Source organism: Acidovorax sp. DMC1 (genome assembly GCF_056314325.1).
In genome coordinates this window covers 20,757-43,069 of sequence record NZ_JBQUYO010000005.1, presented here as the reverse complement: position 1 = coordinate 43,069, position 22,313 = coordinate 20,757, and the positions used below count along the sequence as shown (strand labels likewise).

Below are 22,313 nucleotides of genomic sequence, written 5' to 3'. Positions count from 1 at the left end.
CCGTGCGTCTCAACGCCTCACAGTCGTTCGCAATGGCAGGCGAGGGTGGTGTACGGAAAGCGCACGGTGTCTTGCCCGCGCAGTGCGGGGTGCCGCTCTATCAAGGCCTCGATCTGCGCGCGCACTGCGGCGCGCTCGGCGTCGGGCAGGGCTGCAATGAAGCTGATCGACATGAAGCGGTCCACGATGACCTGCTGGGGTGGCCCCACATGCTCGTGGGTCAGCCGGGTCTCGACCAATGGGCTGAAGCCGGGATGCGGAAAGGGCTTGCGCTAGTCGCCCTTGTAGAAGCGCGGGGCATCGCCCTCGTAGGGCGTGATGATGGAGGTGAGCTCGGCCACCCAGTCCACCGACTCATCGCGAACGTTCCATACCAGGCCGAGCTTGCCGCCCGGGCGCAGCACGCGGTGGAATTCGTCCAGGGCGTCGCGGGTGGCAAACCAGTGGAAGGCCTGCGCACAGACCACGGCATCCAGCGTGGCTGCCGACAGCGGAATGGCCTGAGCCGTGCCCGCCATGGCGCGCACCGTGGGCAGTTGCAGTGCATCGATCTTGGCGCGCATGGCGTCCACGGGCTCCACCCCCACCACCGTGGCCCCGGTGGTCGCAAGCAGTGCGGTGAACTTGCCAGTACCCGCACCCACATCGGCCACCTCGCGGCCGGGGCCCAAGCCCAAGGCCTGTGCCAGCCAGGCCGACAGCGCCGCCGTGTAGTCCGGCCTGCCGCGCGCATAGGCCTGCGCCTCTTTTTCAAAACCCTGCTGTGCCGCTTTGTGCACGGCGTTCTTTGTGTTCTCCATCACCATGACCTCACCTTTCGTACTTCCATCCGTTGCTGACTTGCATGATGCCGCGTTGGCCAGCCGCCTGCAGCACGTCATTGACCACAAGACCAAGCCCCTGGGCTCGCTGGGCCTGCTGGAGCGCCTGGCGTTGCGCCTGGGCGTGATTCTGGGCACCGAATCCCCCGTGCTGCATGCCCCCCAGATGCTGGTGTGCGCGGGCGACCACGGCTTGGCCGCGCGGGGTGTCTCGGCGTTCCCGAGCGATGTGACCTGGCAGATGGTGGAGAACTTTTTGGCGGGTGGCGCGGCCGTGAGCGTGCTGGCCCGCCAGCATGGCCTGGGCCTCACGGTGGTGGACTGTGGCGTGGCCAAGCCCATTGCTGCGCGCGATGCAGCACCTGGCCAGCCGCGCCTGTTGCTGCGCAAGGTGGCACCGGGTACGCAAGACGCCTCCGTCGGCCCGGCCATGAGCGCCGAGCAATGTGCACAGGCGCTGGCCAACGGGGTGGAGGTGGTGCGTGGGCTGCCGGGTAACGCCTTGCTGCTGGGCGAGATGGGCATTGCCAACACCTCGGTGGCATCGCTGCTGCTGGCGCGCCTGGCAGGGCTGCCGCTGGCCGAGGTGACGGGCGCGGGAACCGGGCTGGATGCCGCAGGCATCGAACGCAAGCGCGCGGTGTTGCAGCAGGCGCTGGACGCCAATGCCGGCGCCACCAGCCCGCTGGATGCCCTGGCCGCGCTGGGCGGCTATGAAGTGGCCACGCTGGTGGGCGCGGTGCTGCAGGCAGCGGCCGAGCGGCGCGTGATTGTGGTGGACGGTTTTATCACCAGCGCGGCCGTGCTGGTGGCCAGCCGCATCGCGCCGCAGGTGCTGCAGCGCTGTGTGTTCGCCCACCGCTCGGGCGAGCGGGGCCACAGCCTGATGCTGGAACAGATGCAGGCCGAGCCTCTGCTGGACCTGGGCTTGCGCTTGGGCGAGGGCTCGGGCGCGGCGCTGGCCTGGCCGTTGCTGCAATCGGCCTGTGCCGTGCTGCGCGAGATGGCGAGTTTTGAATCGGCCGGTGTGGCCACGCAGACGGCCTGAGTCGCCTTACTGGAAGAGATTTCAGCCCACCACAGTGCGGTTGCGGCCTTCTTCCTTGGCGCGGTAGAGGGCGGCATCGGCGCGGGAGAGCATGGCGTCCAGGGTTTCTTGTGGCCCGGTCCAGCTGGTCAGCCCGATGCTCACCTCGCAGTCCAGCGGGTGGCCCGTGGCCAGCGTGGCGTGGATGCGCTGGGCCACACCCAGGGCTGCCTCGGCGTCGGCTCCCGGCAGCAGCACCAGGAATTCCTCACCCCCATAGCGGCCCAGGCGGTCGGCGCGGCGCAGCACCTGGCGGGTGCGCTCGGCAAAGTGCACCAGCACCGCATCGCCATGCTGGTGGCCGCGTGTGTCGTTGACTGCTTTGAAGTTGTCCAGGTCCACCATCATGATGGACGGCCCGTTGCCGTAGCGCTGCGCGCGCTCCAGCTCGTCCGCGCAGCGTTGCAGCAAGGCTCGGCGGTTGAGGGCCTGGGTCAGCGAATCGTAGGTGGCCAGGTGTTCCAGCTCGGTGCGCAGGCGGTCCGTGGCCATCAGCACCGCGCCGATGGACAGCATCAGGACGGTGAGCGCATAGGCCCCGATGTACAGGGTCTGGAACAGCGATGGCTCCATCAGGTCATTGCCTGCATGCCCAGCCAGAATAGATCCCAGCCGCATCCCCAGCACCAGCATGTGCAGGCCCAGCATCACCTCCACCAGCCGTACTGGGAAGTTGCGCCCGCCGTGGCGCAGCATGAAGCGCAGTTGCGCGGCATACAACGCCCCCATCACCACGGTGAAAAACCCCACCCGCACCGCATAGTTGGGCCACCCGTAGGTCAGCCAGGCAAACACGACCGTGGTGCCCGCCATCACCCAGTTCCAGGTGCGCCAGGTGGCGGGCTGGCCCATGAACTGTCGCGTGCCCATGTAGTAGATGACCGAGCCCAGCACCAGCAGCTGGTTGGCCAGCACCAGGCCCAGCCAGTCAGGGATGGCGCCGCGCGCGCCAAACAGCACGGTGGACAGCAGCCATAGCAGCGGCGCCGCTGCCCAGCCCCCCACACCGCGAATGCTGGGCGGGTAGTGCCGCCGCATGAACAGCAGCACCATGGCCATGACGGCAGACATGAAGCCCGCCAGGGCGATCATGGAGCGCGGGTCGAGGTTCGTCATGCGGCAGGCAGGAGAAGGGGGAGGAACGCGCTGACGTAATAAATTGTTTCAGATGCGAAGCCAGTATAGCCACGCACCTGAAAGGCAAAGCGCTGTTTCGGTGCATGGTTTGCCCGGGGTGGAGGCGGAGGCAGGACGGGTGTGGGCCGGTATGGGGCGGCAATCTGCGCCGTGTTGGTGCATTTTGTATGCAATGTGACTAAAACATTGTGTACAAAGTTGGCATGGGCTTTGCGTAGGGCATACCCCATGCAAAGCACCCACCCTGCGCCTACCCCCGCCGCCATCGAAATCATCGCGCTCACCAAGCGCTATGCCAGCGGCAAGCCTGCCGTGGATGCCATCAACCTGCGCATCGCCAATGGCAGCTACTGCTGCCTGCTGGGGCCCTCGGGCTGCGGCAAGAGCACCACCTTGCGCATGATTGCGGGGCACGAGTCGGTGACCAGCGGCGACATCCTGCTGGAGAACCGCAACATCACCGACCTGCCCGCCGCTGCGCGCGGCACGGCCATGATGTTCCAGAGCTTTGCGCTGTTCCCGCACCTCTCGGCGCTCGATAACGTGGCCTTCAGCCTGAAGATGAAAGGCGTGGCCAAGGCCGAACGCCAGGCCAAGGCGCGCGACCTGCTGGAGCGCGTGGCCCTGGGGCACCTGGCCGAGCGCAAGCCCGCAGAACTCTCCGGTGGGCAGCAGCAGCGCGTGGCGCTGGCACGGGCTCTCATCACGCAGCCGCGCGTGCTGCTGCTGGATGAGCCACTGTCCGCCCTCGACCCCTTCCTGCGCATCCAGATGCGTGCCGAACTGCGCCGCTGGCAAAAGGAGCTGGGCCTGACCTTTATCCATGTGACCCACAGCCAGGAAGAGGCCATGGCCCTGGCCGACACCATGGTGGTGATGAACCACGGCGTGATCGAGCAGGTGGGCAGCCCGCACGAGGTCTACAACCGGCCCGCCAGCGAATTCGTGGCGCGCTTCATGGGCGGGCACAACGTGATCGACACGCCCGAAGGCAAGGTCGGCGTGCGCACCGACCATCTGCAGATCGCCCCCGCCAGTGCCGAATTGCCCTGGGGCGCCCAGCGCATGCAGGCCGTGGTGACCGACGTGGAGTACCAGGGCACCTACGTGCTGCTGGGCCTGCAAAAGCAGGGCGTGGCCTTGTCGGCCAACGCCACGGCGGCGTATTCGGTGATGGTGTCCGAGGCCGCCTTTGCTGCGCAGCCCTACCAGGTGGGGCAGGGCGTGCAACTGCACTGGACGCCCGACCAGGCGCACCCGCTGTCTGTGCCCGCTCCCGCCATGGCCGTCGCCGCCTGACCGCGCCGCCACGTCCCCTCTTTTCCACCCGTCCCCTTCCGCAACCCAAGGAGTTTTCCCATGTCCGATGCTTCCCGTGCTGATTCCCCTGTTGTTGTCTCCGATGCCACTGGAGTGGCGCGCCGTTCGTTGCTCAAGGGCACGGCGGGCATCCTGGCCGCTGGCATGTTCCCGGCCGTGCATTCGCAGGAAAAGATCGTGCTGCGCTACCTGGGCACGGCGGTGAACCAGGACAAAGCGATTGCCGAGAAGTTCAAGGCCGACACCGGCATCGAGATCCAGTACGTGGCCGTGACCACCGACGACGTGACCAAGCGCGCCGTCACCGCGCCCAACAGCTTTGACCTGATCGACACCGAGTACTTCTCGCTGAAAAAGATCGTACCCACGGGCAACCTGAAGGGCATCGATACCAAGCGCATCAAGAACGCCGAAAAGATCACCACGCTGTTCACTACCGGCCAGGTGGCCGGCAAAGCCGTGGGTGACCAGGGCACCGCACCCAAGAAGGTGATCTACCTGGAAGGTGAAAAGTCCAAGAAGTTCGCGACCGCGCCCACGCAGTTCATGAGCCTGATCCCCACCGTGTACAACGCCGACACGCTGGGCATCCGCCCCGACCTGATCAAGCGCCCGATCAACTCGTGGGCCGAGCTGCTCAACCCCGAGTTCAAGGGCAAGACCGCGATTTTGAACATCCCCTCCATCGGCATCATGGACGCCGCCATGGTGGTCGAGGCCATGGGCCTCTACAAGTACCCCGACAAGGGAAACATGACCAAGAAGGAGATCGATCTCACGATCAAGACCCTGATCGAGGCCAAGAAGCAGGGCCAGTTCCGCGCGCTGTGGAAGGACTTCAACGAGTCGGTGAACCTGATGGCATCGGGCGAGGTGGTGATCCAGTCGATGTGGAGCCCGGCTGTGACGGCCGTGCGCACCAAGGGCATTGCCTGCAACTTCCAGCCGCTCAAGGAAGGCTATCGCGCCTGGGCCGCCGGCTTTGGCCTGCCCGCCACGCTGAGCGGCCGCAAGCTCGATGGCGCCTACGAGTTCATCAACTGGTTCCTCGACGGCTGGGCTGGTGCTTACCTGAACCGCCAGGGCTACTACAGCGCCGTGCTGGAGACCGCCAAGTCCAAGATGGAAGCCTACGAGTGGGCCTACTGGATGGAAGGCAAGCCCGCCACGCAGGACATCAAGAGCCCCAATGGCGACGTGCTGGCCAAGGCCGGTGCAGTGCGCGACGGCGGCAGCTACGAGTCGCGCATGGGTGGCATTGCCTGCTGGAACGCGCTGATGGACGAGAACAACTACATGGTGCAGAAGTGGAATGAGTTCGTCGCGGCGTAAGGAGTGCACCCCCTGAGGCGCTGCGCGCCTTCACCCCTCTCTCGACCCGCTGCGCGGGTCGGGAGGGGGACGCCCCCGGTGCGGCGGGGCGGCCCTTGCACGGGGGCACTGGCCTTGGGCAGCGCCAGTCTCAAGAGCAAGCGCCGAACGGTAGACCTTTGGATTCATTGATTGCAAACACCATGAGCACGACCACACAGTCCTTACCTGCTGCAGCTGTCCCCGGCCGCAGCATTGCCGCCTGGTGGCAGGCTGCGCCGTTCACGCTGGTGTTCGCGCTGTTTTTTCTGATTCCGCTGGCGCTGATCGTGATGGTCAGCTTCTGGGACTTCAATGAGTACGAGCTGTTGCCCGGCTTCACGTTCAAGAACTACGTGTCGATCTTCGCGGGCTGTGGCGATGCGTCAGACGGCCTGTGCGTCACGCTCAAGACGTATTACTCCACGCTCAAGTTCAGTTTTCTGGTGTGGCTGATCACGCTGGTGATCGGCTTCACCGTGGCCTATTTTTTGGCCTTCCATGTGCGCTCTTCGGGCATGCAGACCCTGCTGTTCGTGCTGTGCACCATCCCGTTCTGGACATCGAACGTGATCCGCATGATCTCGTGGGTGCCGCTGCTGGGGCGCAATGGGCTGGTCAACCAGACGCTGATGGGCATGAACCTGATCGAGACGCCTATTGAGTGGCTGCTGTTCTCTGACTTCTCGGTGGTGCTGGCCTTCGTGCACCTGTACACCATGTTCATGATCGTGCCCATCTTCAACAGCATGATGCGCATCGACCGCAGCCTGATCGAGGCTGCCAGCGACAGTGGCGCCAGTGGCTGGCAGACGCTGTGGAACGTGATCGTGCCGCTCTCGCGCACCGGCATCATCATCGGCTCGATCTTTGTGATCACCATCGTCATGGGCGATTTCGTGACCATCGGCGTGATGGGCGGGCAGCAGATCGCATCGATTGGCAAGATCATCCAGGTGCAGACGTCCTACCTGCAGTTCCCGCTGGCGGCGGCCAATGCCGTGATCCTGCTGGCCGTGGTGCTGATGATCATCTGGGGCCTCACGCGCCTCGTCGACATTCGCAAGGAGCTGTGAGATGAAAGTCCGAGAATCTCGTCCCGCCAGCTTCTGGCCCCTGGCCATCTTTTTTGCGCTGTTCGTGCTGTTCATGTACGGGCCCATGTTCGTCATCTTCATCCTGAGCTTCCAGGGCCCCGAGGGTGGACTGACCTTCCCCATGCGCGGCGTGTCGCTGCACTGGTTCGCCAAGCTGGCCGAAGGGCTGGGCGTGGTGGACATTGGCGCGGCGCTGTGGCGCTCGCTGGGCCTGGGCGTGGCGGTGATGCTGTGCACGGTGGTGCTGTCGGTGCTGGCGGGCCTGGCCTTTCGCAAGCGGCTGGCGGGCGGCAACACGCTGTTCTTCATCGTCGTGGCCAGCCTCATCATGCCGTCCATCATCGTCTCGCTGGGCATCGGGCTGGAGTTCCGGCTCATCGACAACGGCATCAAGGCGGCGCTGGAATGGCTGGGCATGGAGAGTGCGCTGGAGGGCTATGGCACGTCGCTCGGCCTTTTCACCTCGGCCCTGGGCGCGCACCTGACGTGGACGCTGCCGTTTGGCCTGCTCATCATGTTTGCGGTGTTCAACCGCTTCAACCCTGCGTACGAAGAAGCCGCACGCGACCTGGGGGCCACGCCCTGGCAGGGCTTTGCGCATGTGGTGCTGCCGCTCATTGCGCCCTCGGTCGTGGGCATTGGCATGTTCGGTTTCACGCTCAGCTGGGACGAGATCGCCCGCACCTCGCAGGCCATTGGCGACGTGAACACGCTGCCGCTGGAGCTGCAGGGCCTGACCAGCACGGTGACCACGCCGTCCATCTACGCGCTGGGCACGCTGACCACCGTGGTGTCGTTCGTCGTCATGGGCATCACGCTGGCCCTGGTGTGGGCATTGGGCCGCAGGCGCAAGGGCCGTTCGGGGTAAAAACGGCACCCTTATGACGACCACCCTCCCCAAGCCCCGGCGCGCGCGCGCTGCGGTCACCGAACCGCCCGTGCAGCCCGACACGACCGGCCAGCTCAGTGACAACGACATGTACGACCGCATGGTGTCGGCCATCCTCGACCACCGTCTGCCGCCCGGCACCAAGCTGGTGGAGGACAAGCTGGCGGCGGCCTTTGGCGTGTCGCGCACACGCGTGCGGCCCGTGCTGGTGCGGCTGGCCAACGAACAGGTCGTCACGCTCACACCCAACCGGGGCGCATCGATAGCGCAGCCCACGCCGCAAGAGGCGCTGGAAGTGTTCGAAGCCCGCCGCCTGCTCGAGCCGCGTCTGGTGGAGCTGTTCATCGCCAACGCCACCGATGCCGACATCGCCGCACTGCGCACCTGCATCGACGACGAAGAGGCCGCGCGCGCCAGCGGTGACATGCGTCGTGCGATCCGCCTGTCGGGTGATTTCCACCTGCACATCGCGCAGGCCGCAGGGCACCAAACGCTGGGCCGCATCCTGCGAGAGCTGGTCTCGCGCACCTCGCTCATCCTGATGACCTACAGCCCCAGCCACGCGCAGACCCGCGAAGAGGCCACGGCCTGCGGCTGCCGCGAGCACCGTGCGCTGATCGACGCCATCCGCCTGCGCGACGCGCGCGAGGCGCCCCGGCTGATGCTGGCCCACCTGGCGCGGATCGAGTCGCAGCTGGAGTTCACGCCGCCTGCGGCAGAGGCGCCCGATCTGGCGCGGTTGCTGGGCGGGGTCTGACGGTTTTTTCACACGCTTGCCCATGCGCCAACTGCTCGTCATCAACCCCAACATGTCGGCCCATGTCAGTGCCTTGCTGCAGCGGCATGTGCAGGGGGCTGCGGGCTCGCATGTGGCGGTGCGCACGGCCACGGCCCGCTTTGGCGCACCGTACATCGCGTGCGAGGCGAGCTACGCCGTGGCGGCCCACGCCGCGCTCGATGTGTGGGCGCATGAGATCGCACAGCCGCAGACCGCGCCCGACGCGGTGCTGATCGGCTGCTTTGGCGACCCTGGCCTGATGGCGCTGCGCGAGAGCAGTCCGGTGCCCGTCACTGGCCTGGCCGAAGCGTCATTCATCGAGGCTGCGCGCCACGGCCGCTTTGCCATCGTCACCGGCGGCGAGCGCTGGGGCCCCATGCTGCAGCGGCTGGCCCAGGCGCTGGGCCACGCCCACGCACTGGCAGGCATTCACACCGTCGCCCCCACCGGGGCGCAACTGGCGGCTGACCCCGAAGCAGCCCGTGCCTTGCTGGCCCAGGCCTGCCGGGATGTGGTGCGGCAGATGGGGGTGCAGGCCGTCATTTTGGGTGGGGCGGGGCTGGCAGGCATGGCTGCCGCCGTGCAGCCGCAGGTGTCGGTGCCCGTGATCGACAGCGTGTTGGCCGGTGCCACCTGGGCGCTGCGCGCGCATCCCGTGCCGCCGGAGCGCAAGGTGGCTGGGTTTGATGTGGCCTGGGTGGGGGTGTCGCAAGAGATGGCGGCGCTGGGCACCCGCTGCGTTGTCTGACCCGGCCTTGCAGGCTGGCGGTTGCGCAAGGGCTCGAAATCTCTGCCAGAGAGCAGGTTTCGAGTGTTTTTGGCTGGATGCGCTAGAAGAATATGCGCTGGTTGCTATGAAATTTGAAACGCTGTGCGTTCTGCGCGTTAGGGCGCCAGCGTCTTCGGCCGGTAGTCGCAATACTCGCTCACCACACATTCCCAGCAGCGCGGCTTGCGCGCCTGGCACACATAGCGGCCCAGCAGGATGAGCCAGTGGTGCGAATCCACCGCATAGGCCGCAGGCACGCGCTTCATCAGCTGCAGCTCCACCGCCAGCGGGTTCTTGCCCGGTGCCAGGCCGGTGCGGTTGCTCACGCGAAAGATGTGCGTGTCCACCGCCATGGTGGGCTGGCCAAAGGCCACGTTCAGCACCACGTTGGCCGTCTTGCGGCCCACGCCGGGCAGGGCCTCCAGCGCCTCGCGCGTGCGGGGCACCACACTGCCGTGTTGCTCCACCAGGATGCGGCAGGTTTCCATCAGGTTCTTGGCCTTGGTGCGGTACAGGCCGATGGTCTTGATGTAGCCCTCCAGCCCCTCCAGTCCCAAATCCAGGATGGCCTGGGGCGTGCCTGCCACGGGGAACAGCTTGCGCGTGGCCTTGTTCACCCCCACGTCAGTGGCCTGGGCCGACAGCAGCACGGCGGCCAGCAGCTCGAACGGGGTGGTGTATTCCAGCTCCGTGTTGGGCATAGGGTTGGCCGCCTTCAGGGTGGCGAAGAAGGGCTCGATCTGGGCGGTTTTCATCATCATCGTTGGCGGGGTGGGGCAGGTGGCTGGCTTCTTTTGGCGGGCGTGGCCGGTGGCGCATTGTCCCGCAGCTGCGCCTGCAGAAACTCCAGGAACATGCGCACGGCAGCGGGCAGGGTGCGGCCGCTCAGGGTTTGCAGCTCGGCGGCGCGGGCGCTCATGCCGGGCTCGCGGATCTGGGCGGCATGCATTTCGCCGCGCTGCACCCGATCGCGCACCGTCACCTCGCCCGAGATGGACAGGCCGCCGCCATGCAGCACAAAGTGCATCAGCGTCTCGAAGTGGTTGCACACCAGCGCGGGCTCAAAGACGAGGCCACGCTGGCTGCAGCCAATGTCGAACAGCTGGCGCACAGTGTTGTCGCGCTCGGGCAGGGCGATGGGGTAGGCGTGCATCTGCGCCAGCGTGACGGAGTGGGCGCGTGCGAGCGCGTGGTCAGGCCGCATGATGGCGATGACGGGTGCGGCCTGGCGGTGCTGCACGGTGATGTCCCGCTCGGCCGAGCGGCTGTAGGTCAGCCCAATGTCCGCATCGCCGTTGAGCACCGCCACCGTCACAGCTGCGGGGCTGGCCACGCGCAGGTGGAACTGGATGCCGGGGTACTGCAGGCGGAACTGCGCCATCACGCGGGGCAGGAACTCGATGGCAAAACCCGCAGAGCTGCAGATGCGCACCAGCCCCGTGCGCAGGCCCTGCAGTGCCTGGATGTCGGAGACCACGCGGTCGGCCTCCAGCGCGCCGCGCCGGGCATGGGCGGCCAGTAGCTCGCCCGCCGCGCTGGGCGCCATGCCGCGTGGGCGCCGGTCAAACAGCGGCACGCCCAGCAGGTCTTCGAGGGCAGCCACCTGGCGGCTCACGGCCGAGGGCGACACATTGAGGCGCGCGGCGGCCTCGCTGACCGAGCCGCTGCGCACCACCTCCAGAAAGTAGCGCAGCGCCGTGTCCTGCAAGCGGCTGGAAAGCATGGAGGGCCTTTCGGGGTGTGGATTGCGTAAAACGCAAAGATAACCCCAGAAATCGTTGATTGTCGAAACGCAGCAGGCTGCTTATGCTGACTTACCAATGACACATTCACCGGCCCCAGCCCCCATGCCTTCTGCAAACAGCGTCACCCCGGGTGGCACCCCCAGACACATCGTGGACTACACGGCTACCGAACTGTCGCGCGCCATCCATGCGCTGGAGGTCTCCTGCACCGAGGTGCTGGACGCCTACCTGGCCCAGGTAGACCGGCTGAACCCCGTGGTGAATGCATTGGTGGCGATGGTGGACCGCAACGCCCTGCGCACGCAGGCGTCAGAGCGCGATGCGCAACTGGCGCGCGGCGAGAGCCTGGGCCCGCTGCATGGGTTTCCGCAGGCGCCCAAGGACATCATGCCCGCCGCAGGCATGGTCACCACGCGGGGCTCGCCCATCTTTGCCGGGCAGGTGTCTGCCACCGACGCCGTGGTGTTCGAGCGCATGCGCGCAGGCGGCGCACTGTTCATCGGCCGCAGCAACTCGCCCGAGTTTGGCCTGGGCGGGCACACCTACAACCCGGTGTATGGCACCACGCGCAACGCCCACAACCCGGCTGTGTCGGCGGGGGGCAGCAGTGGCGGCGCAGCCGTGGCAGTGGCCCTGCACATGCTGCCTGTGGCCGATGGCTCGGACATGATGGGCTCGCTGCGCACGCCAGCGGCGTTCAACAACGTATACGGCCTGCGCACCTCGTTCGGCCTGGTGCCGCACGGGCCGACGGAAGAGGTGTTTTTTCAGCAGTTCAGCGTGGCCGGGCCCATGGCGCGCAACATCCCGGACCTGGCGCTGCTGCTGTCGGTGCAGGCAGGTTTTGATGCGCGCCTGCCGCTCACGCGGCGCCATGAGGACGTGGCCCTGTTGGGCCAGCCGCTGGAGCGCGACTGGCGCGGTGCCCGCATCGGCTGGCTGGGTGACCTGGGTGGCCACTTGCCCACCGAGCCGGGCGTGCTGGCCACCTGCGAGCAGGCGCTGGAGCACTTTCGCACCGTGGGCTGCACAGTGGAGTCCGTGGTGCCCGCGTTCGACCTGACGCAGCTGTGGAGCGCCTGGATCGACCTGCGCAGCTTCAGCGTGGCAGGGGCCAATGCAGCCCTGTATCGCAACCCGGCCACGCGTGCACTGCTGAAGTCCGAGGCGGTGTGGGAGATCGAGCGTGGCATGCGCCTGACGGCCCTGCAGGTGTACGACGCAGCCCGCGTGCGCAGCGCGTGGTATCAGGTGCTGCGCGGCCTGTTCGAGCAATTCGATTTTCTGGTGTTGCCCGCTGCGCAGGTCTTCCCGTTCGATGCCGGGCTGGACTGGCCCCACGAGGTCGGCGGCCGCACCATGGACACCTACCACCGCTGGATGGAGACCGTGGTGCCCGCCACCATGGCCGGCCTGCCCGCGCTGGCAGCCCCCGCAGGTTTTGGCCCCGGCGGCCTGCCTGCGGGGCTGCAGATCATCGGCCCGGCACAGTCTGACGCCGCCGTGCTGCAGATCGGCCATGCCTACGACCAGGCCAGTGGGTACGCGCGCCAGCGCAGCCCCTTGCTGGGGTGACCTGGGCCTCGCTGCTCGCCATTCCGTCTCCCACCGTGAACCCCCGCTACCCCTCGCTTTTGTCAACGTGCTTTCTGGAGAGCTTCACCATGCTGCGTTCCCGCTTCGTATCGAGTCTTCTGCTCAGCGCCTTGGTACTGGGCGCGCCCGGCCTGGCGCAGGCACAGAGTTACCCTGACCGGCCCATCAAGCTGGTCGTGCCTTTTGCAGCGGGTGGCGCGACCGACATCCTGGGGCGGCTGCTGGCCACCGCGCTGGGGGAGCGTCTGGGGCAGCCCATGGTGGTCGAAAACCGGCCCGGTGCGGGCACGGTGGTGGCGGCGTCCATGGTGGCCAAAGCGCCTGCTGACGGGTACACGCTGCTGCTCGGGTCCAACACCACGCTCACCATGAACCCGGCCATCCGCACCAACCTGCCGTACGACCCCCTCAAGAGCTTCACGCCCCTGGCCCTGGTGGCCGACATGGGGTTGCTGCTGGTGGCCCACAACGACACCCCGGGCCAGTCGCTCAAGGACATCGTGGCCCAGGCCAAGGCCGCGCCGGACAAGTTTTCGTATGGCTCCTACGGCACGGGCTCGTCGGTGCACTTTGGCGCCGAGATGCTCAAGACCACCGCAGGCTTTCCGATGATGCACGTGCCTTTCAACGGCAGCTCACCCAGCCTCACGGCGCTGATGGGCGGGCAGGTGCAACTGGCAGTGGACACCGTGGTGGCATCCACCCCGCTCATCAAGTCCGGCAAGATCAAGGCGATTGCCGCACTCAGCCCGCAGCGCCTAGCCCTGCTGCCCAATGTGCCCACGGTGGCCGAGAGCGGCTACCCCGGCTTTGACATGGGATCGTGGTTTGCCTTCGTAGGCCCGGCGGGCCTGCCCGCAACCGTGCAGAAGAAGCTGGAAAAGGCCCTGGCGGAGACCCTGGCCTCGGCGGAGTTCAAGAAGAAGATGGTGGACATCGGCCTGACGCCGCTGGGGGGCAATGGCGAAGCGCTGCGCGCACGCATTGAGCGCGAGCTGCCGCTGATGCGCGCCGTGGCGGCGCGGGCGGATATCCGGGTGGATTGACGGTGGGCGCCGGAACCTGGCTGACCAGCCTGTCAGCGCCTCCCGACAGGTTTCAGCGAGCCCGCTGGACCGGAATACACAGCCAGCACGGAAAGCGCCCCGTGGCAGGGTCCACCGCAAAGTCTTCGTCGTAGATCTCCAGCGCAGCACGCGGCTCCCATTCCCAACCCTCGGGAATCTGGCCCTGCGCGCCCATCTGCGCCCAGGCGGCGGCGATCTCGGGCCCTGTGCCCACAAAGTGCATGCAGGCGTAGTCGCCGCCGGCGTAGTCCATCACCTGCACATCGGGCCCGGTGCGCAGGCCCACACCAATCTGCACCGCTGCGTCGTAGCGGCACTGCTCGGGCGGCGTGCAGGCGGGGTCGTCATGGCTGAAACCGTAGAACTTGGGGCGCGGATGATCCAGGCGGTTGGCGGCACACCAGCTGCCAAAACGCTCCCACAACTCGGTCAGGCCCGGGTGGCCGTAAGCGCCGGTGTGGCGCATGGTGGCAAGGCGCATGCGGGGCAGGGTGTGGAGGGTCAGGGTCATGGCGGGCGGGGCTATGGCGGTGGAGGGAAAACCCAGTTTAGGGCCTCTCGGGCGGACACCGCATGAATCCAGCGTCGCAATTGGCGACAATGCACAGTTTGTTGCCAACCACTTCTGTCCACGCCATGCAATTTGCCGACCGCCTGAACAACGTAGAAACCTCCGCCATCCGCGAGCTTTTCAAGCTGCTGGGCAAGCCCGGCATCATCAGCTTTGCGGGTGGCTTTCCGGACAGCGCGATGTTTGACGTGGAAGGCATCCGCGCAGCCAGCAACGCCGCCCTGGCCGAAGAGCCTGGCGCAGCATTGCAATATGGCGCCACCGAGGGCTACAACCCGCTGCGCGAGCAACTGGCCGCCTTCATGACCAGCAAGGGCGCCAAGGATGTCGCGGCCGACAACCTCATCGTCACCACCGGCAGCCAGCAGGCGCTGGATCTGCTGGGCAAGACCCTCATCAGCCCCGGCGACAAGGTGATTGTGGAAGGCCCGACCTTCCTCGCCACCATCCAGTGCTTTCGCCTGTACGGCGCCGAACTCATCAGCGCGCCCATCGATGGCAACGGCGTGAAGACCGACGAGCTGGAAAAGCTCATTGCCGAGCACAAGCCGAAATTCGTTTACCTGATCCCCACCTTCGGCAACCCCAGCGGCGCCATGCTGAGCCTGGAGCGCCGCAAGGCCGTGCTGGAGATGGCGGTGAAGCACAACACGCTGATCGTCGAGGACGACCCCTACGGCGACCTGTACTTTGGCGATGCGCCTCCACCCAGCCTGCTCAACCTGTCGGCCACCGTGCCCGGCAGCCGCGATCTGCTGGTGCACTGCGGCAGCTTGAGCAAAGTGCTGTCGCCCGGCCTGCGCGTGGGCTGGATGATTGCCCCGGCCGAGCTGCTGGGCAAGGCCACCATGTGCAAGCAGTTCAGCGATGCACACACCAGCACCTTTGCGCAGGCCACGGCCGCGCAGTACCTCAAGGCCGGCCGCATGCCTGGCACCCTGGCCCATGTGCGCAAGGTGTACGCCGAGCGCGCCCAGGCCATGGGCGATGCGCTGCGCAAGGAGCTGGGCGACGCCATCGAATTTGTGCAGCCCCAGGGCGGCCTGTTTGTGTGGGCGCGCCTCACGGGGGCAGGCGGCAAGGTGGCCGATGGCAACGTGCTGGCCAAGCGCGCGATTGATAAGGGCGTGGCCTTTGTGCCCGGCACGCCGTTCTTCTGCGCTAACCCCGACCACGCCACCTTCCGCCTGTCGTTTGCGACGGCCGATGTGGACAAGATCCGCGAAGGCGTAGCGCGCCTGGGCCAGGCGATCTGACGCCTCCATGTCCGACACCAACGATCTCGCCAACGTTCTCCAGCGTCTCGAAAGCCTGGAGATCAAGGCCAGCTTTACCGAAGACCTGCTGGACCAGCTGAACATGACCATCTACCAGCAGCAGCAACTGATCGACCGGTTGACGCACGAGGTCATCCAGCTGCGCCAGCAGGCGCCCGAAGGCGGCTCGAACGGCCCGCGCAACCTGCGCGACGAGCTGCCGCCGCATTACTGATCGGAGCTGATCCGATCGCTCGGTCTACGCCCTCACCGACCGCCAGGCAGCCTCGGCCAGCTCGGTGCGGTAGGTGGTGGGCGAGGGCAAACCCCCTTGGGCCGCGTTGCCCGACAGCCAGGCCCTGCAATAGCTCTGCACCGGCCCCATCACCAGTGATGGCATCAGCTCACATGGCAGGTCGCGCAGCGCGCCGGCCCTGCGGTGGGGTTCAAACCAGGCCACCAGCGCCTGGTTGCGGCGCCGCGCGGCCTCGGCCAGGTCTGGCGTGCGCGGGCCGGCGGCCACGGCGCCACGCGCCTGGAACAGAAAACGCGCCCGCTCGGGCTGCGCCACCACCCAGTCCAGATAGCCCGTGACCAGGGCCTGCACGCCCGCCTCCACGCCCTGGGCGGCATCCAGCTGCGCCTGCACGCTGCGCGACTGGTCGTGATAGATCTCGAAGAACAGCGCCGCCACGATGCCGTCGCGGTTGCCAAAGTGGTGATAGATGCTGCCCACGCTGGCCCCGCAGCGCGCGCGTACGCCGTCGATGGTGACCGCGTCCACGCCGCCGTCGGCCGCGCAAGCCAGGGCGGCGTTTAGGATGTCCTGGCGGCGGTCGGTGGTTGCCTCGGCAGGGGATGCGGTGGGGGGCGGGGAATTGCGGCTTGCCATGGAACGGGATTCTAGAATAAAGTTCTAGAAAATATTTCTAGTCCACGATCCTTCCATGCATTCCTCTCCCATTGCCACCTCTGCAGGCGCTGCCTCCATGTCCGGTGCCGCCTTGTACCCCCACCTGCTCGCCCCCCTCGACCTGGGGTTCACCACCCTCAAAAACCGCGTGATCATGGGCTCCATGCACACGGGGCTGGAGGACGGGCGTGACCTCTCGCGCATGGCGGCGTACTTTCGCGAGCGGGCTGAGGGTGACGTGGGCTTGATCGTGACGGGTGGCTTCGCACCGAATATCGCGGGCTGGGCCAAGCCGTTTGCGGGCACGCTGGCAACGTCCGGCGCGGCCAAGCGCCACCGTGTGGTGACCGAGGCTGTGCACGCAGCGGGCGGCAAGATTGCCTTGCAGATTCTGCACACGGGCCGCTATGCCTACCACCCGCTGGCCGTGGCGCCCTCGCGGCTGCAGTCGCCCATCTCGCCGTTCACGCCGTTTGCGCTGTCGGCACGCGGGGTGGAGCGCCAGATACGCGCGTTCGTCAATTGCGCAATCAAGGCGCGCGAGGCTGGCTACGACGGTGTGGAGGTGATGGGCTCCGAGGGTTACTTCATCAACCAGTTCCTGTCGCAGGCCACCAACCTGCGGCGCGATGAATGGGGCGGCGACTACAGCCACCGCATGCGCCTGCCGGTGGAGATCATCGGCCGCATGCGCGAGGCCGTTGGCAAGGACTTCATCATCATCTACCGCCTGTCGATGATCGACCTGGTGCCTGGCGGCAGCGCGTGGGACGAGATCGTCACCCTGGGCAAGGCCGTGGCCACGGGCGGCGCCAACATCGTCAACACCGGCATCGGCTGGCACGAGGCGCGGGTGCCTACCATTGCCACCAGCGTGCCGCGCGCAGCGTTTGCGTGGGTCACGCAGAAGATGAAGGCCGAGTTCGCGGCGGCGGGCATCACCACGCCGCTGGTCACGTCCAACCGCATCAACACGCCCGAGGTGGCCGAGCAGGTGCTGGCCGATGGCTGCGCCGACATGGTGTCCATGGCGCGGCCCCTGCTGGCCGATGCGGCCTTTGTGAAGAAGGCTGCGCAAGGCCGGGCCGACCGCATCAACACCTGCATTGCCTGCAACCAGGCCTGCCTGGACCATGTGTTCCAGAACAAGACCAGCAGCTGCCTCGTCAACCCGCGTGCTTGCCATGAGACGGAGCTCGTGTACCGCCCCGTGTCGTCGCGCAAACGCATCGCGGTGGTGGGCGCGGGGCCTGCAGGCCTCACCGCTGCCACGGTGGCTGCCGAGCGTGGCCACGAGGTCCACCTGTTCGACGCGGCGCCCGCCATCGGCGGCCAGCTCAACATGGCCAAGGTGATTCCGGGCAAGGAAGAGTTCCACGAAATGCTGCGTTACCTGGCCACGCGGGTGGAAGACACTGGCGTGTTGCTGCATCTGAACCGCAAGGTCGCAGCCGCCGACCTGGCGGGCTTTGACCAGGTCATCGTGGCTACGGGCGTGGAGCCGCGCGACCCGAAGATCCCTGGCCAGGACCACCCCAAGGTGCTGAGCTACATCGATGTGTTGCGTCACGGCAAGCCGGTCGGCGAGCGCGTGGTCATCATCGGCGCGGGCGGCATTGGCTTTGACGTGGCCGAATTCCTCACGCATGGCGACCACCCTTCCACCACGCTCGATTTGCCCGCCTGGAAGGCGGAGTGGGGCATCACCGACCCGGCCGAAGCGCGCGGTGGTCTGGCCGCCAGCGGCCCGCGTGTGACGCCCCCTGCACGGCAGGTGACGCTGCTGCAGCGCAAGAAGGGCAAGCTCGGCGGCGGCCTCGGCAAGACCACAGGCTGGATCCACCGCACCGTGCTGAAGATGAAAGCGGTGGAGATGGTGGGCGGCGTGAACTACGAGCGCATTGCCGACGAAGGGCTGCTGGTGTCGTACGGCGAGAAGCGCGAAGACCCGACCTGGATTCCGTGCGACACCGTGGTGCTGTGCGCGGGCCAGGTGCCGTTGCGCAGCCTGGCGCAGGACCTGGAGGCCCAGGGCCGCAAGCCCCACCTGATCGGGGGGGCGCTGGAGGCGGGTGAGCTGGACGCCAAACGCGCTATCGACCAGGCGGCGCGGCTCGCGGCCCGGCTGTAGGTCGGTGCATGGATCGCCTGCGGGGACTCACAGGGCCTCGCAGGGCCTGTCAGGCGCGTTGTTGAGGCCGTTTTGGCCGGTAGCGCTAGTGAATCATGCCTGAGAAGCTATTGTTTTGATAGTGAACGCAATGCACAGACTGCCGTGCCGTGCCGTGCCGTGCCGTGCCGTGCCGTGCCGTGCCGTGCCGGGCCGCCGCCGCTGTGCGCGCGCAGCCCCTCAGGCGGTCGGATGCAAGGCGTTGAACACCCGCAGCGCCGCCCAGGCGTCGTTGGCGGCGTAGACCAGCTGGGCATCGCTCAGCCGGGCGTTGGCCCAGTTGGAGGTGGCGGCCTTTTTAGACTTGATGAAACGCCGGTTGAACAGCACGGCCACGGCCCCTTTCACGCCCATGTCCTTGCGGTAGCCGCGTTGGCGGAACACGGTGTTCAGCTCCAGCACATCGGCCGGTTGCACGCCCAGCTTGTGCTGGATGCGCTTCGTGTCGTCGCCCAGCCCAAAGCCTGCCTTGGTCACACCGCGCAAGGCCAGCAGCTCGGCCACACGCGCGCGGCAGCCGGGGTCGTGCAGCTGGAACACCCAGGCCCGCTCCAGTGTGGCCAGTTGCACGATGTGCGGGCCGTCCGACGCCTCGCCCTGCACAAAGGTGGGTTTGGATTCGGTGTCAAAACCCCAGGCGCTCGCACCGGCCAGCGCATCGCAAGCCTGGTCGGCCTGGGCAGGTGTGGAGACGAGGGCGATGCGGTCCAGGCCCAGGCGTTCAAAGGGCTCCAGCAGCGCGATCTGGTCTTTGTCGGGTGTGGGGCGCGGGGCGGTGTGCGCAGTGGGTTGGCGGGGCGTGGAGGGCGGCTGGCGCCGCGAAGGAGGAGAGTCCGTCATGCGGGCCATTGTGCCGTGCAGGTGGCCCTTCAGCGTTTGCCGGTTTTGCGCAGGCGGGGCGCCTCTGCGATCTGCGCCAGGGCCTGCTCGCAGGCGGCCACCGACTGGGCTTGCCGCCCTGCCAGCCAGCCCGCGCCAAACCAGGCGTTCGGCTCGCCCGACTCTGCCAGTTCGCGGTACAGCACCGCCGCCACACGCTCGTCGTTCAGGCGGCCCAGGGCCGACAGCGCAGGCTGCAGGCTGTCGAGAAACCGGGTGCTGTGCGCATCCAGTGCGGGCGCCACAAACTCGGTGAGGTAACGCAGGCGCTTGAGTCGTTTGCGCAGCCGGTGCTGTGCCTGGGGCGTGCGCGTGGCAAAACCCCGTGCGCCTTTTTGCACCTGGGCATGCAGTGCGCGCAGGCGCTGCTGCAGCAGGCGGCGCGTGGCACGGGCGTCCAGACCTTCTGGGGCACTGCCCGTGGCATCCAGCCCTGGGGTGGTAAAGGCCATCAGATGCACCAGCGCTTCCTGAAAGGCCGCATCGCGCACGATGTGTTGTGCCACCTGGGCCTCCAGCCCGGTAGCGCCGTTCGGGTGGGTGGACAGGGGCGGCGCTCCGGCATCGCGCAGTTCGGCACCGATGCGTTGCATCACGTGGCTGCGGTCCCGCAGGTGGCCGAGCTGCTGGAACACATGGACCAGGGGCGGCTCCCAGGCGGGGTCCAGGTGGCCCGGGGCCAGGGGCGCCAGCTCGCGCAGGGCGGTGCGAAGGCGGCGGATGCCGATGCGCAATTGGTGCAGTTGCTCTTCATCGTTGGACCCTTCTGCCAGGTCGCTGGCAGGGCCCAGGATCTGCTGCAGGCACTGCGCCACCACGGCGCGCTGCAGGGCCAGCCCGGCGGGCAGTTGCTGGTACAGGGGGGAAGGGGACCGGGCCTTGCGGGGCGAACTGCGATCGGGTGCGGCCAGCAGGCGCTCGCCCCGTTCGGCCTTGGACACGGTGCTCAGATACAGTCCATGCCGTGTGGCCCACTGCGCGGCGAGCGCTGCCAGGCCCGTCACGGGCCCGGCCTTGAGTTCCAGCTCCAGCTCGCAAATGGGGGCTTCGGCCTGCCGCGCTGTGCCCCGGTGGGCCACCACCCGGCCGGTGTCCAGCGCCAGCTCGACCACGGTTCCCTGGCGGGTGATGTCGCGGGTCAGCCGGTCCATCTCGGTGCCATAGGTCTCGACGAGGGGGCTGCCTGCGGCTTGCAACGCCTGCTGCAGCCGCGCGCCCGCCACGGTGCCACTGTGCAATTGAGGTTGGGGCTCGGGCGCGGTGCCTTCGGTGGCGGGGCCGCGTGCGACGTTGTGCTCCTGCCGGTCCAGCGGGCCATCGCCCAGCGCCTTGACGGTTTGCACCCACTGGTCGCCCTCACGCCGCAGGCGAAACGCAATGCCGCGTGACCCCAGTGCGCCGTCGGGCGTGTCGAAGTAGCGGGCCTCCATGCGGATAGCGGTACACCGGCCCCGGCGCAATGCCGCTTGCACAGCGGCCAGGCGCTCGGGCGGGATGCAGAATTTGAATTCGATTTCCATGATGGCGGCATTATCCTGTGGTATTCCCTTCACAGGGTGATGCCGGATCAAGATAGTGCGCTGGTTATCTGTGAATAATCAATGTTTTACGCGAAACCGGATTTATTGCGAAGAGCGATTGAAAGACGATATCAAGTTCATGCCCAACGGTTTTCCTTGATTATCTCGGATGGAGGTAATGATTTTGAATGCCGAAGCCTGAACCCGGTCTGGCAGGCGCACAAAGTTATTTTCTTGCACCAAGGTGTCTCCATTGAGGAACGACCACAGAATGAACCGCAGGGCCTGGGCCGTCTGGTCGGGGTTCTGCGTGACCTTTGGGAACACCACAAATGTGCCCATGGTGATGGGCCACACCGATTTGCCGGGCCGCTGCGTCAAGGTGCTGTTGAAAACCCCGGTGGCCGACCAATCGCTGTTGGCCAGTGCTGCCTTGAAAGCGTCGATGGAGGGTTTGACGTATATGCCGTCGGCATTTTTCATCTGCACGGTGGTCAGGCCGTATTCGGCCACGTAGCCGTGGTCCACATACCCGATGGCGCCCACCGTGTCGCGCACGCCCTTGGCCACTCCGTCGCTGCCTTTGAAGGCCAGCACCCCTGCAGGCCAGGCAATGCTGGTTTTGGCGCCGTAGGTTTTTTTCCATTGCGGGCTCACCTTGCCCAGGTAGTCCGCAAAGTTGTAGGTGGTGCCTGAGCCATCGGCGCGCACCACCACCTTGATCGGCATGTCGGGCAGGGGCAGATCGGGGTTCAGCGCGGCGATGTCGGCCGCATTCCAGCGGGAGATTTCGCCCATGAAGATGCGGCTGAGCACCTCGCCCGTCAGGCGCAGCTGGGCGTTGGGCACCTTGGGCAGGTTGACGATGGGGCTGATGCCGGTGATGGCCACGGGCAGCGCGAGCAGTCCGTGCTCCAGCAGGTCCTTCTCGGCGGGGTACACGTCGGTCGCACCAAAGCCGACGGCTTGTTGCTGGATCTTTTTCATGCCCGCGCTGGACCCTACCGGGTCGTAGTCCACTGCACTGCCGGTGGCCTTGGCATAGGCCTTGGCCCAGCTGCGGTAGATGGGGGCCGCCGCCGACGAGCCCGCGCCCGTCACGGTCTGCGCGCTGGTCAGCCCCGCCTGCACAAGGGCCATGGTTGCCAGCAAAAGAAAGTAAATATATTTCATGTGTTTTATGTAATGGTTTTTATGAATAACGATATGCCGCGCACTATTTCCGGTGCAATGAAAGTCGGCGCACTCTCATTGAGCTGGTAAGCCGCTTGCGGTGCCGATCCTAGCAAAATGACAGCGATTTGAAGCATTGGCCTGAACGGTCAAGGTTTCTCTCTCCGTCATTAAT

The 22,313-nt window shown here is 66.6% G+C and carries 20 protein-coding genes and 1 pseudogene; 12 read left to right on the top strand and 9 right to left on the bottom strand.

Going from position 1 to position 22,313, the window contains the following annotated elements:
• Positions 1 to 17 precede the first annotated feature (17 nt).
• A pseudogene (locus ACT531_RS12190) lies at positions 18 to 806 on the bottom strand (class I SAM-dependent methyltransferase).
• Between ACT531_RS12190 and cobT the strand changes: the two are divergent.
• Complete coding sequence (gene cobT, locus ACT531_RS12185) at positions 805 to 1,869, top strand: nicotinate-nucleotide--dimethylbenzimidazole phosphoribosyltransferase (protein ID WP_476017597.1); 1,065 nt, start codon at positions 805 to 807, stop codon at positions 1,867 to 1,869. The pseudogene ACT531_RS12190 and the gene cobT overlap by 2 nt on opposite strands.
• Positions 1,870 to 1,890: 21 nt before the next feature.
• Here the strand turns inward: cobT and ACT531_RS12180 are convergent, their stop codons facing one another.
• Positions 1,891 to 3,024 carry a GGDEF domain-containing protein gene (locus ACT531_RS12180; RefSeq protein WP_476017596.1) on the bottom strand — a complete coding sequence of 378 codons (1,134 nt, stop codon included), beginning with the start codon at positions 3,022 to 3,024 and terminating at the stop codon, positions 1,891 to 1,893.
• A 249-nt stretch (positions 3,025 to 3,273) separates the two neighbouring features.
• Here ACT531_RS12180 and ACT531_RS12175 point away from each other — a divergent pair, with 249 nt between their 5' ends.
• The 6 genes from ACT531_RS12175 to ACT531_RS12150 all read left to right on the top strand — a co-directional run bounded on the left by ACT531_RS12175 (position 3,274) and on the right by ACT531_RS12150 (position 9,227).
• Positions 3,274 to 4,344: an ABC transporter ATP-binding protein gene (locus tag ACT531_RS12175; RefSeq protein ID WP_291438125.1), complete on the top strand. Its 1,071-nt coding sequence runs from the start codon at positions 3,274 to 3,276 to the stop codon at positions 4,342 to 4,344.
• 60 nt (positions 4,345 to 4,404) lie between these two features.
• The gene (locus ACT531_RS12170; protein ID WP_476017595.1) at positions 4,405 to 5,697 is read left to right on the top strand and encodes an ABC transporter substrate-binding protein; all 1,293 of its coding nucleotides are present in this window, start codon (positions 4,405 to 4,407) and stop codon (positions 5,695 to 5,697) included.
• A gap of 182 nt (positions 5,698 to 5,879) precedes the next feature.
• A complete protein-coding gene (locus ACT531_RS12165; protein WP_476017594.1) occupies positions 5,880 to 6,791 on the top strand; it encodes an ABC transporter permease in 912 nt (303 codons plus the stop codon).
• A 1-nt stretch (position 6,792) separates the two neighbouring features.
• On the top strand, positions 6,793 to 7,680 hold the full coding sequence (locus ACT531_RS12160) for an ABC transporter permease (RefSeq protein WP_146871346.1): 888 nt from the start codon (positions 6,793 to 6,795) through the stop codon (positions 7,678 to 7,680).
• Between the two features lie 13 nt (positions 7,681 to 7,693).
• On the top strand, positions 7,694 to 8,458 hold the full coding sequence (locus ACT531_RS12155) for a GntR family transcriptional regulator (RefSeq protein ID WP_056747172.1): 765 nt from the start codon (positions 7,694 to 7,696) through the stop codon (positions 8,456 to 8,458).
• Positions 8,459 to 8,480: 22 nt separating this feature from the next.
• On the top strand, positions 8,481 to 9,227 hold the full coding sequence (locus ACT531_RS12150) for an aspartate/glutamate racemase family protein (protein ID WP_295941759.1): 747 nt from the start codon (positions 8,481 to 8,483) through the stop codon (positions 9,225 to 9,227).
• Positions 9,228 to 9,364: 137 nt separating this feature from the next.
• Here ACT531_RS12150 and nth read toward each other — a convergent pair whose 3' ends face one another.
• Complete coding sequence (gene nth, locus ACT531_RS12145; RefSeq protein WP_056065129.1) at positions 9,365 to 10,003, bottom strand: endonuclease III; 639 nt, start codon at positions 10,001 to 10,003, stop codon at positions 9,365 to 9,367.
• A 2-nt stretch (positions 10,004 to 10,005) separates the two neighbouring features.
• Entirely contained in the window at positions 10,006 to 10,971 is a 966-nt protein-coding gene (locus ACT531_RS12140) for a LysR family transcriptional regulator (RefSeq protein WP_056747174.1), read from the bottom strand.
• Between the two features lie 124 nt (positions 10,972 to 11,095).
• Here ACT531_RS12140 and ACT531_RS12135 point away from each other — a divergent pair, with 124 nt between their 5' ends.
• Together ACT531_RS12135 and ACT531_RS12130 are read left to right on the top strand one after the other, a co-directional pair.
• Positions 11,096 to 12,568 (top strand): amidase, encoded by a 1,473-nt coding sequence (locus ACT531_RS12135; RefSeq protein ID WP_476017593.1) that lies wholly within the window; start codon positions 11,096 to 11,098, stop codon positions 12,566 to 12,568.
• 89 nt (positions 12,569 to 12,657) lie between these two features.
• Positions 12,658 to 13,635, top strand: a complete 978-nt coding sequence (locus tag ACT531_RS12130) for a Bug family tripartite tricarboxylate transporter substrate binding protein (protein ID WP_476017592.1) — start codon at positions 12,658 to 12,660, stop codon at positions 13,633 to 13,635.
• Positions 13,636 to 13,687: 52 nt separating this feature from the next.
• Here the strand turns inward: ACT531_RS12130 and ACT531_RS12125 are convergent, their stop codons facing one another.
• A complete protein-coding gene (locus ACT531_RS12125; protein WP_476017591.1) occupies positions 13,688 to 14,167 on the bottom strand; it encodes an AraC family transcriptional regulator in 480 nt (159 codons plus the stop codon).
• A 125-nt stretch (positions 14,168 to 14,292) separates the two neighbouring features.
• Here ACT531_RS12125 and ACT531_RS12120 point away from each other — a divergent pair, with 125 nt between their 5' ends.
• Together ACT531_RS12120 and ACT531_RS12115 are read left to right on the top strand one after the other, a co-directional pair.
• Complete coding sequence (locus tag ACT531_RS12120) at positions 14,293 to 15,483, top strand: aminotransferase-like domain-containing protein (RefSeq protein ID WP_146871809.1); 1,191 nt, start codon at positions 14,293 to 14,295, stop codon at positions 15,481 to 15,483.
• 7 nt (positions 15,484 to 15,490) lie between these two features.
• Positions 15,491 to 15,718 (top strand): SlyX family protein, encoded by a 228-nt coding sequence (locus tag ACT531_RS12115; protein WP_008906148.1) that lies wholly within the window; start codon positions 15,491 to 15,493, stop codon positions 15,716 to 15,718.
• A 24-nt stretch (positions 15,719 to 15,742) separates the two neighbouring features.
• On the opposite strand, the gene ACT531_RS12110 is transcribed toward ACT531_RS12115, so the two are convergent.
• Positions 15,743 to 16,375: a TetR/AcrR family transcriptional regulator gene (locus tag ACT531_RS12110; protein WP_476017590.1), complete on the bottom strand. Its 633-nt coding sequence runs from the start codon at positions 16,373 to 16,375 to the stop codon at positions 15,743 to 15,745.
• A 97-nt stretch (positions 16,376 to 16,472) separates the two neighbouring features.
• Here ACT531_RS12110 and ACT531_RS12105 point away from each other — a divergent pair, with 97 nt between their 5' ends.
• Complete coding sequence (locus ACT531_RS12105) at positions 16,473 to 18,527, top strand: oxidoreductase (RefSeq protein ID WP_476017742.1); 2,055 nt, start codon at positions 16,473 to 16,475, stop codon at positions 18,525 to 18,527.
• 219 nt (positions 18,528 to 18,746) lie between these two features.
• Here the strand turns inward: ACT531_RS12105 and ACT531_RS12100 are convergent, their stop codons facing one another.
• From ACT531_RS12100 to pstS, 3 genes are all read right to left on the bottom strand, one after another.
• The gene (locus ACT531_RS12100; protein ID WP_476017589.1) at positions 18,747 to 19,415 is read right to left on the bottom strand and encodes a 3'-5' exonuclease; all 669 of its coding nucleotides are present in this window, start codon (positions 19,413 to 19,415) and stop codon (positions 18,747 to 18,749) included.
• A gap of 20 nt (positions 19,416 to 19,435) precedes the next feature.
• Positions 19,436 to 20,965, bottom strand: a complete 1,530-nt coding sequence (locus ACT531_RS12095) for a CYTH and CHAD domain-containing protein (RefSeq protein WP_476017588.1) — start codon at positions 20,963 to 20,965, stop codon at positions 19,436 to 19,438.
• Positions 20,966 to 21,067: 102 nt separating this feature from the next.
• Positions 21,068 to 22,105 carry a phosphate ABC transporter substrate-binding protein PstS gene (pstS, locus tag ACT531_RS12090; RefSeq protein WP_476017587.1) on the bottom strand — a complete coding sequence of 346 codons (1,038 nt, stop codon included), beginning with the start codon at positions 22,103 to 22,105 and terminating at the stop codon, positions 21,068 to 21,070.
• Positions 22,106 to 22,313 lie beyond the last annotated feature (208 nt).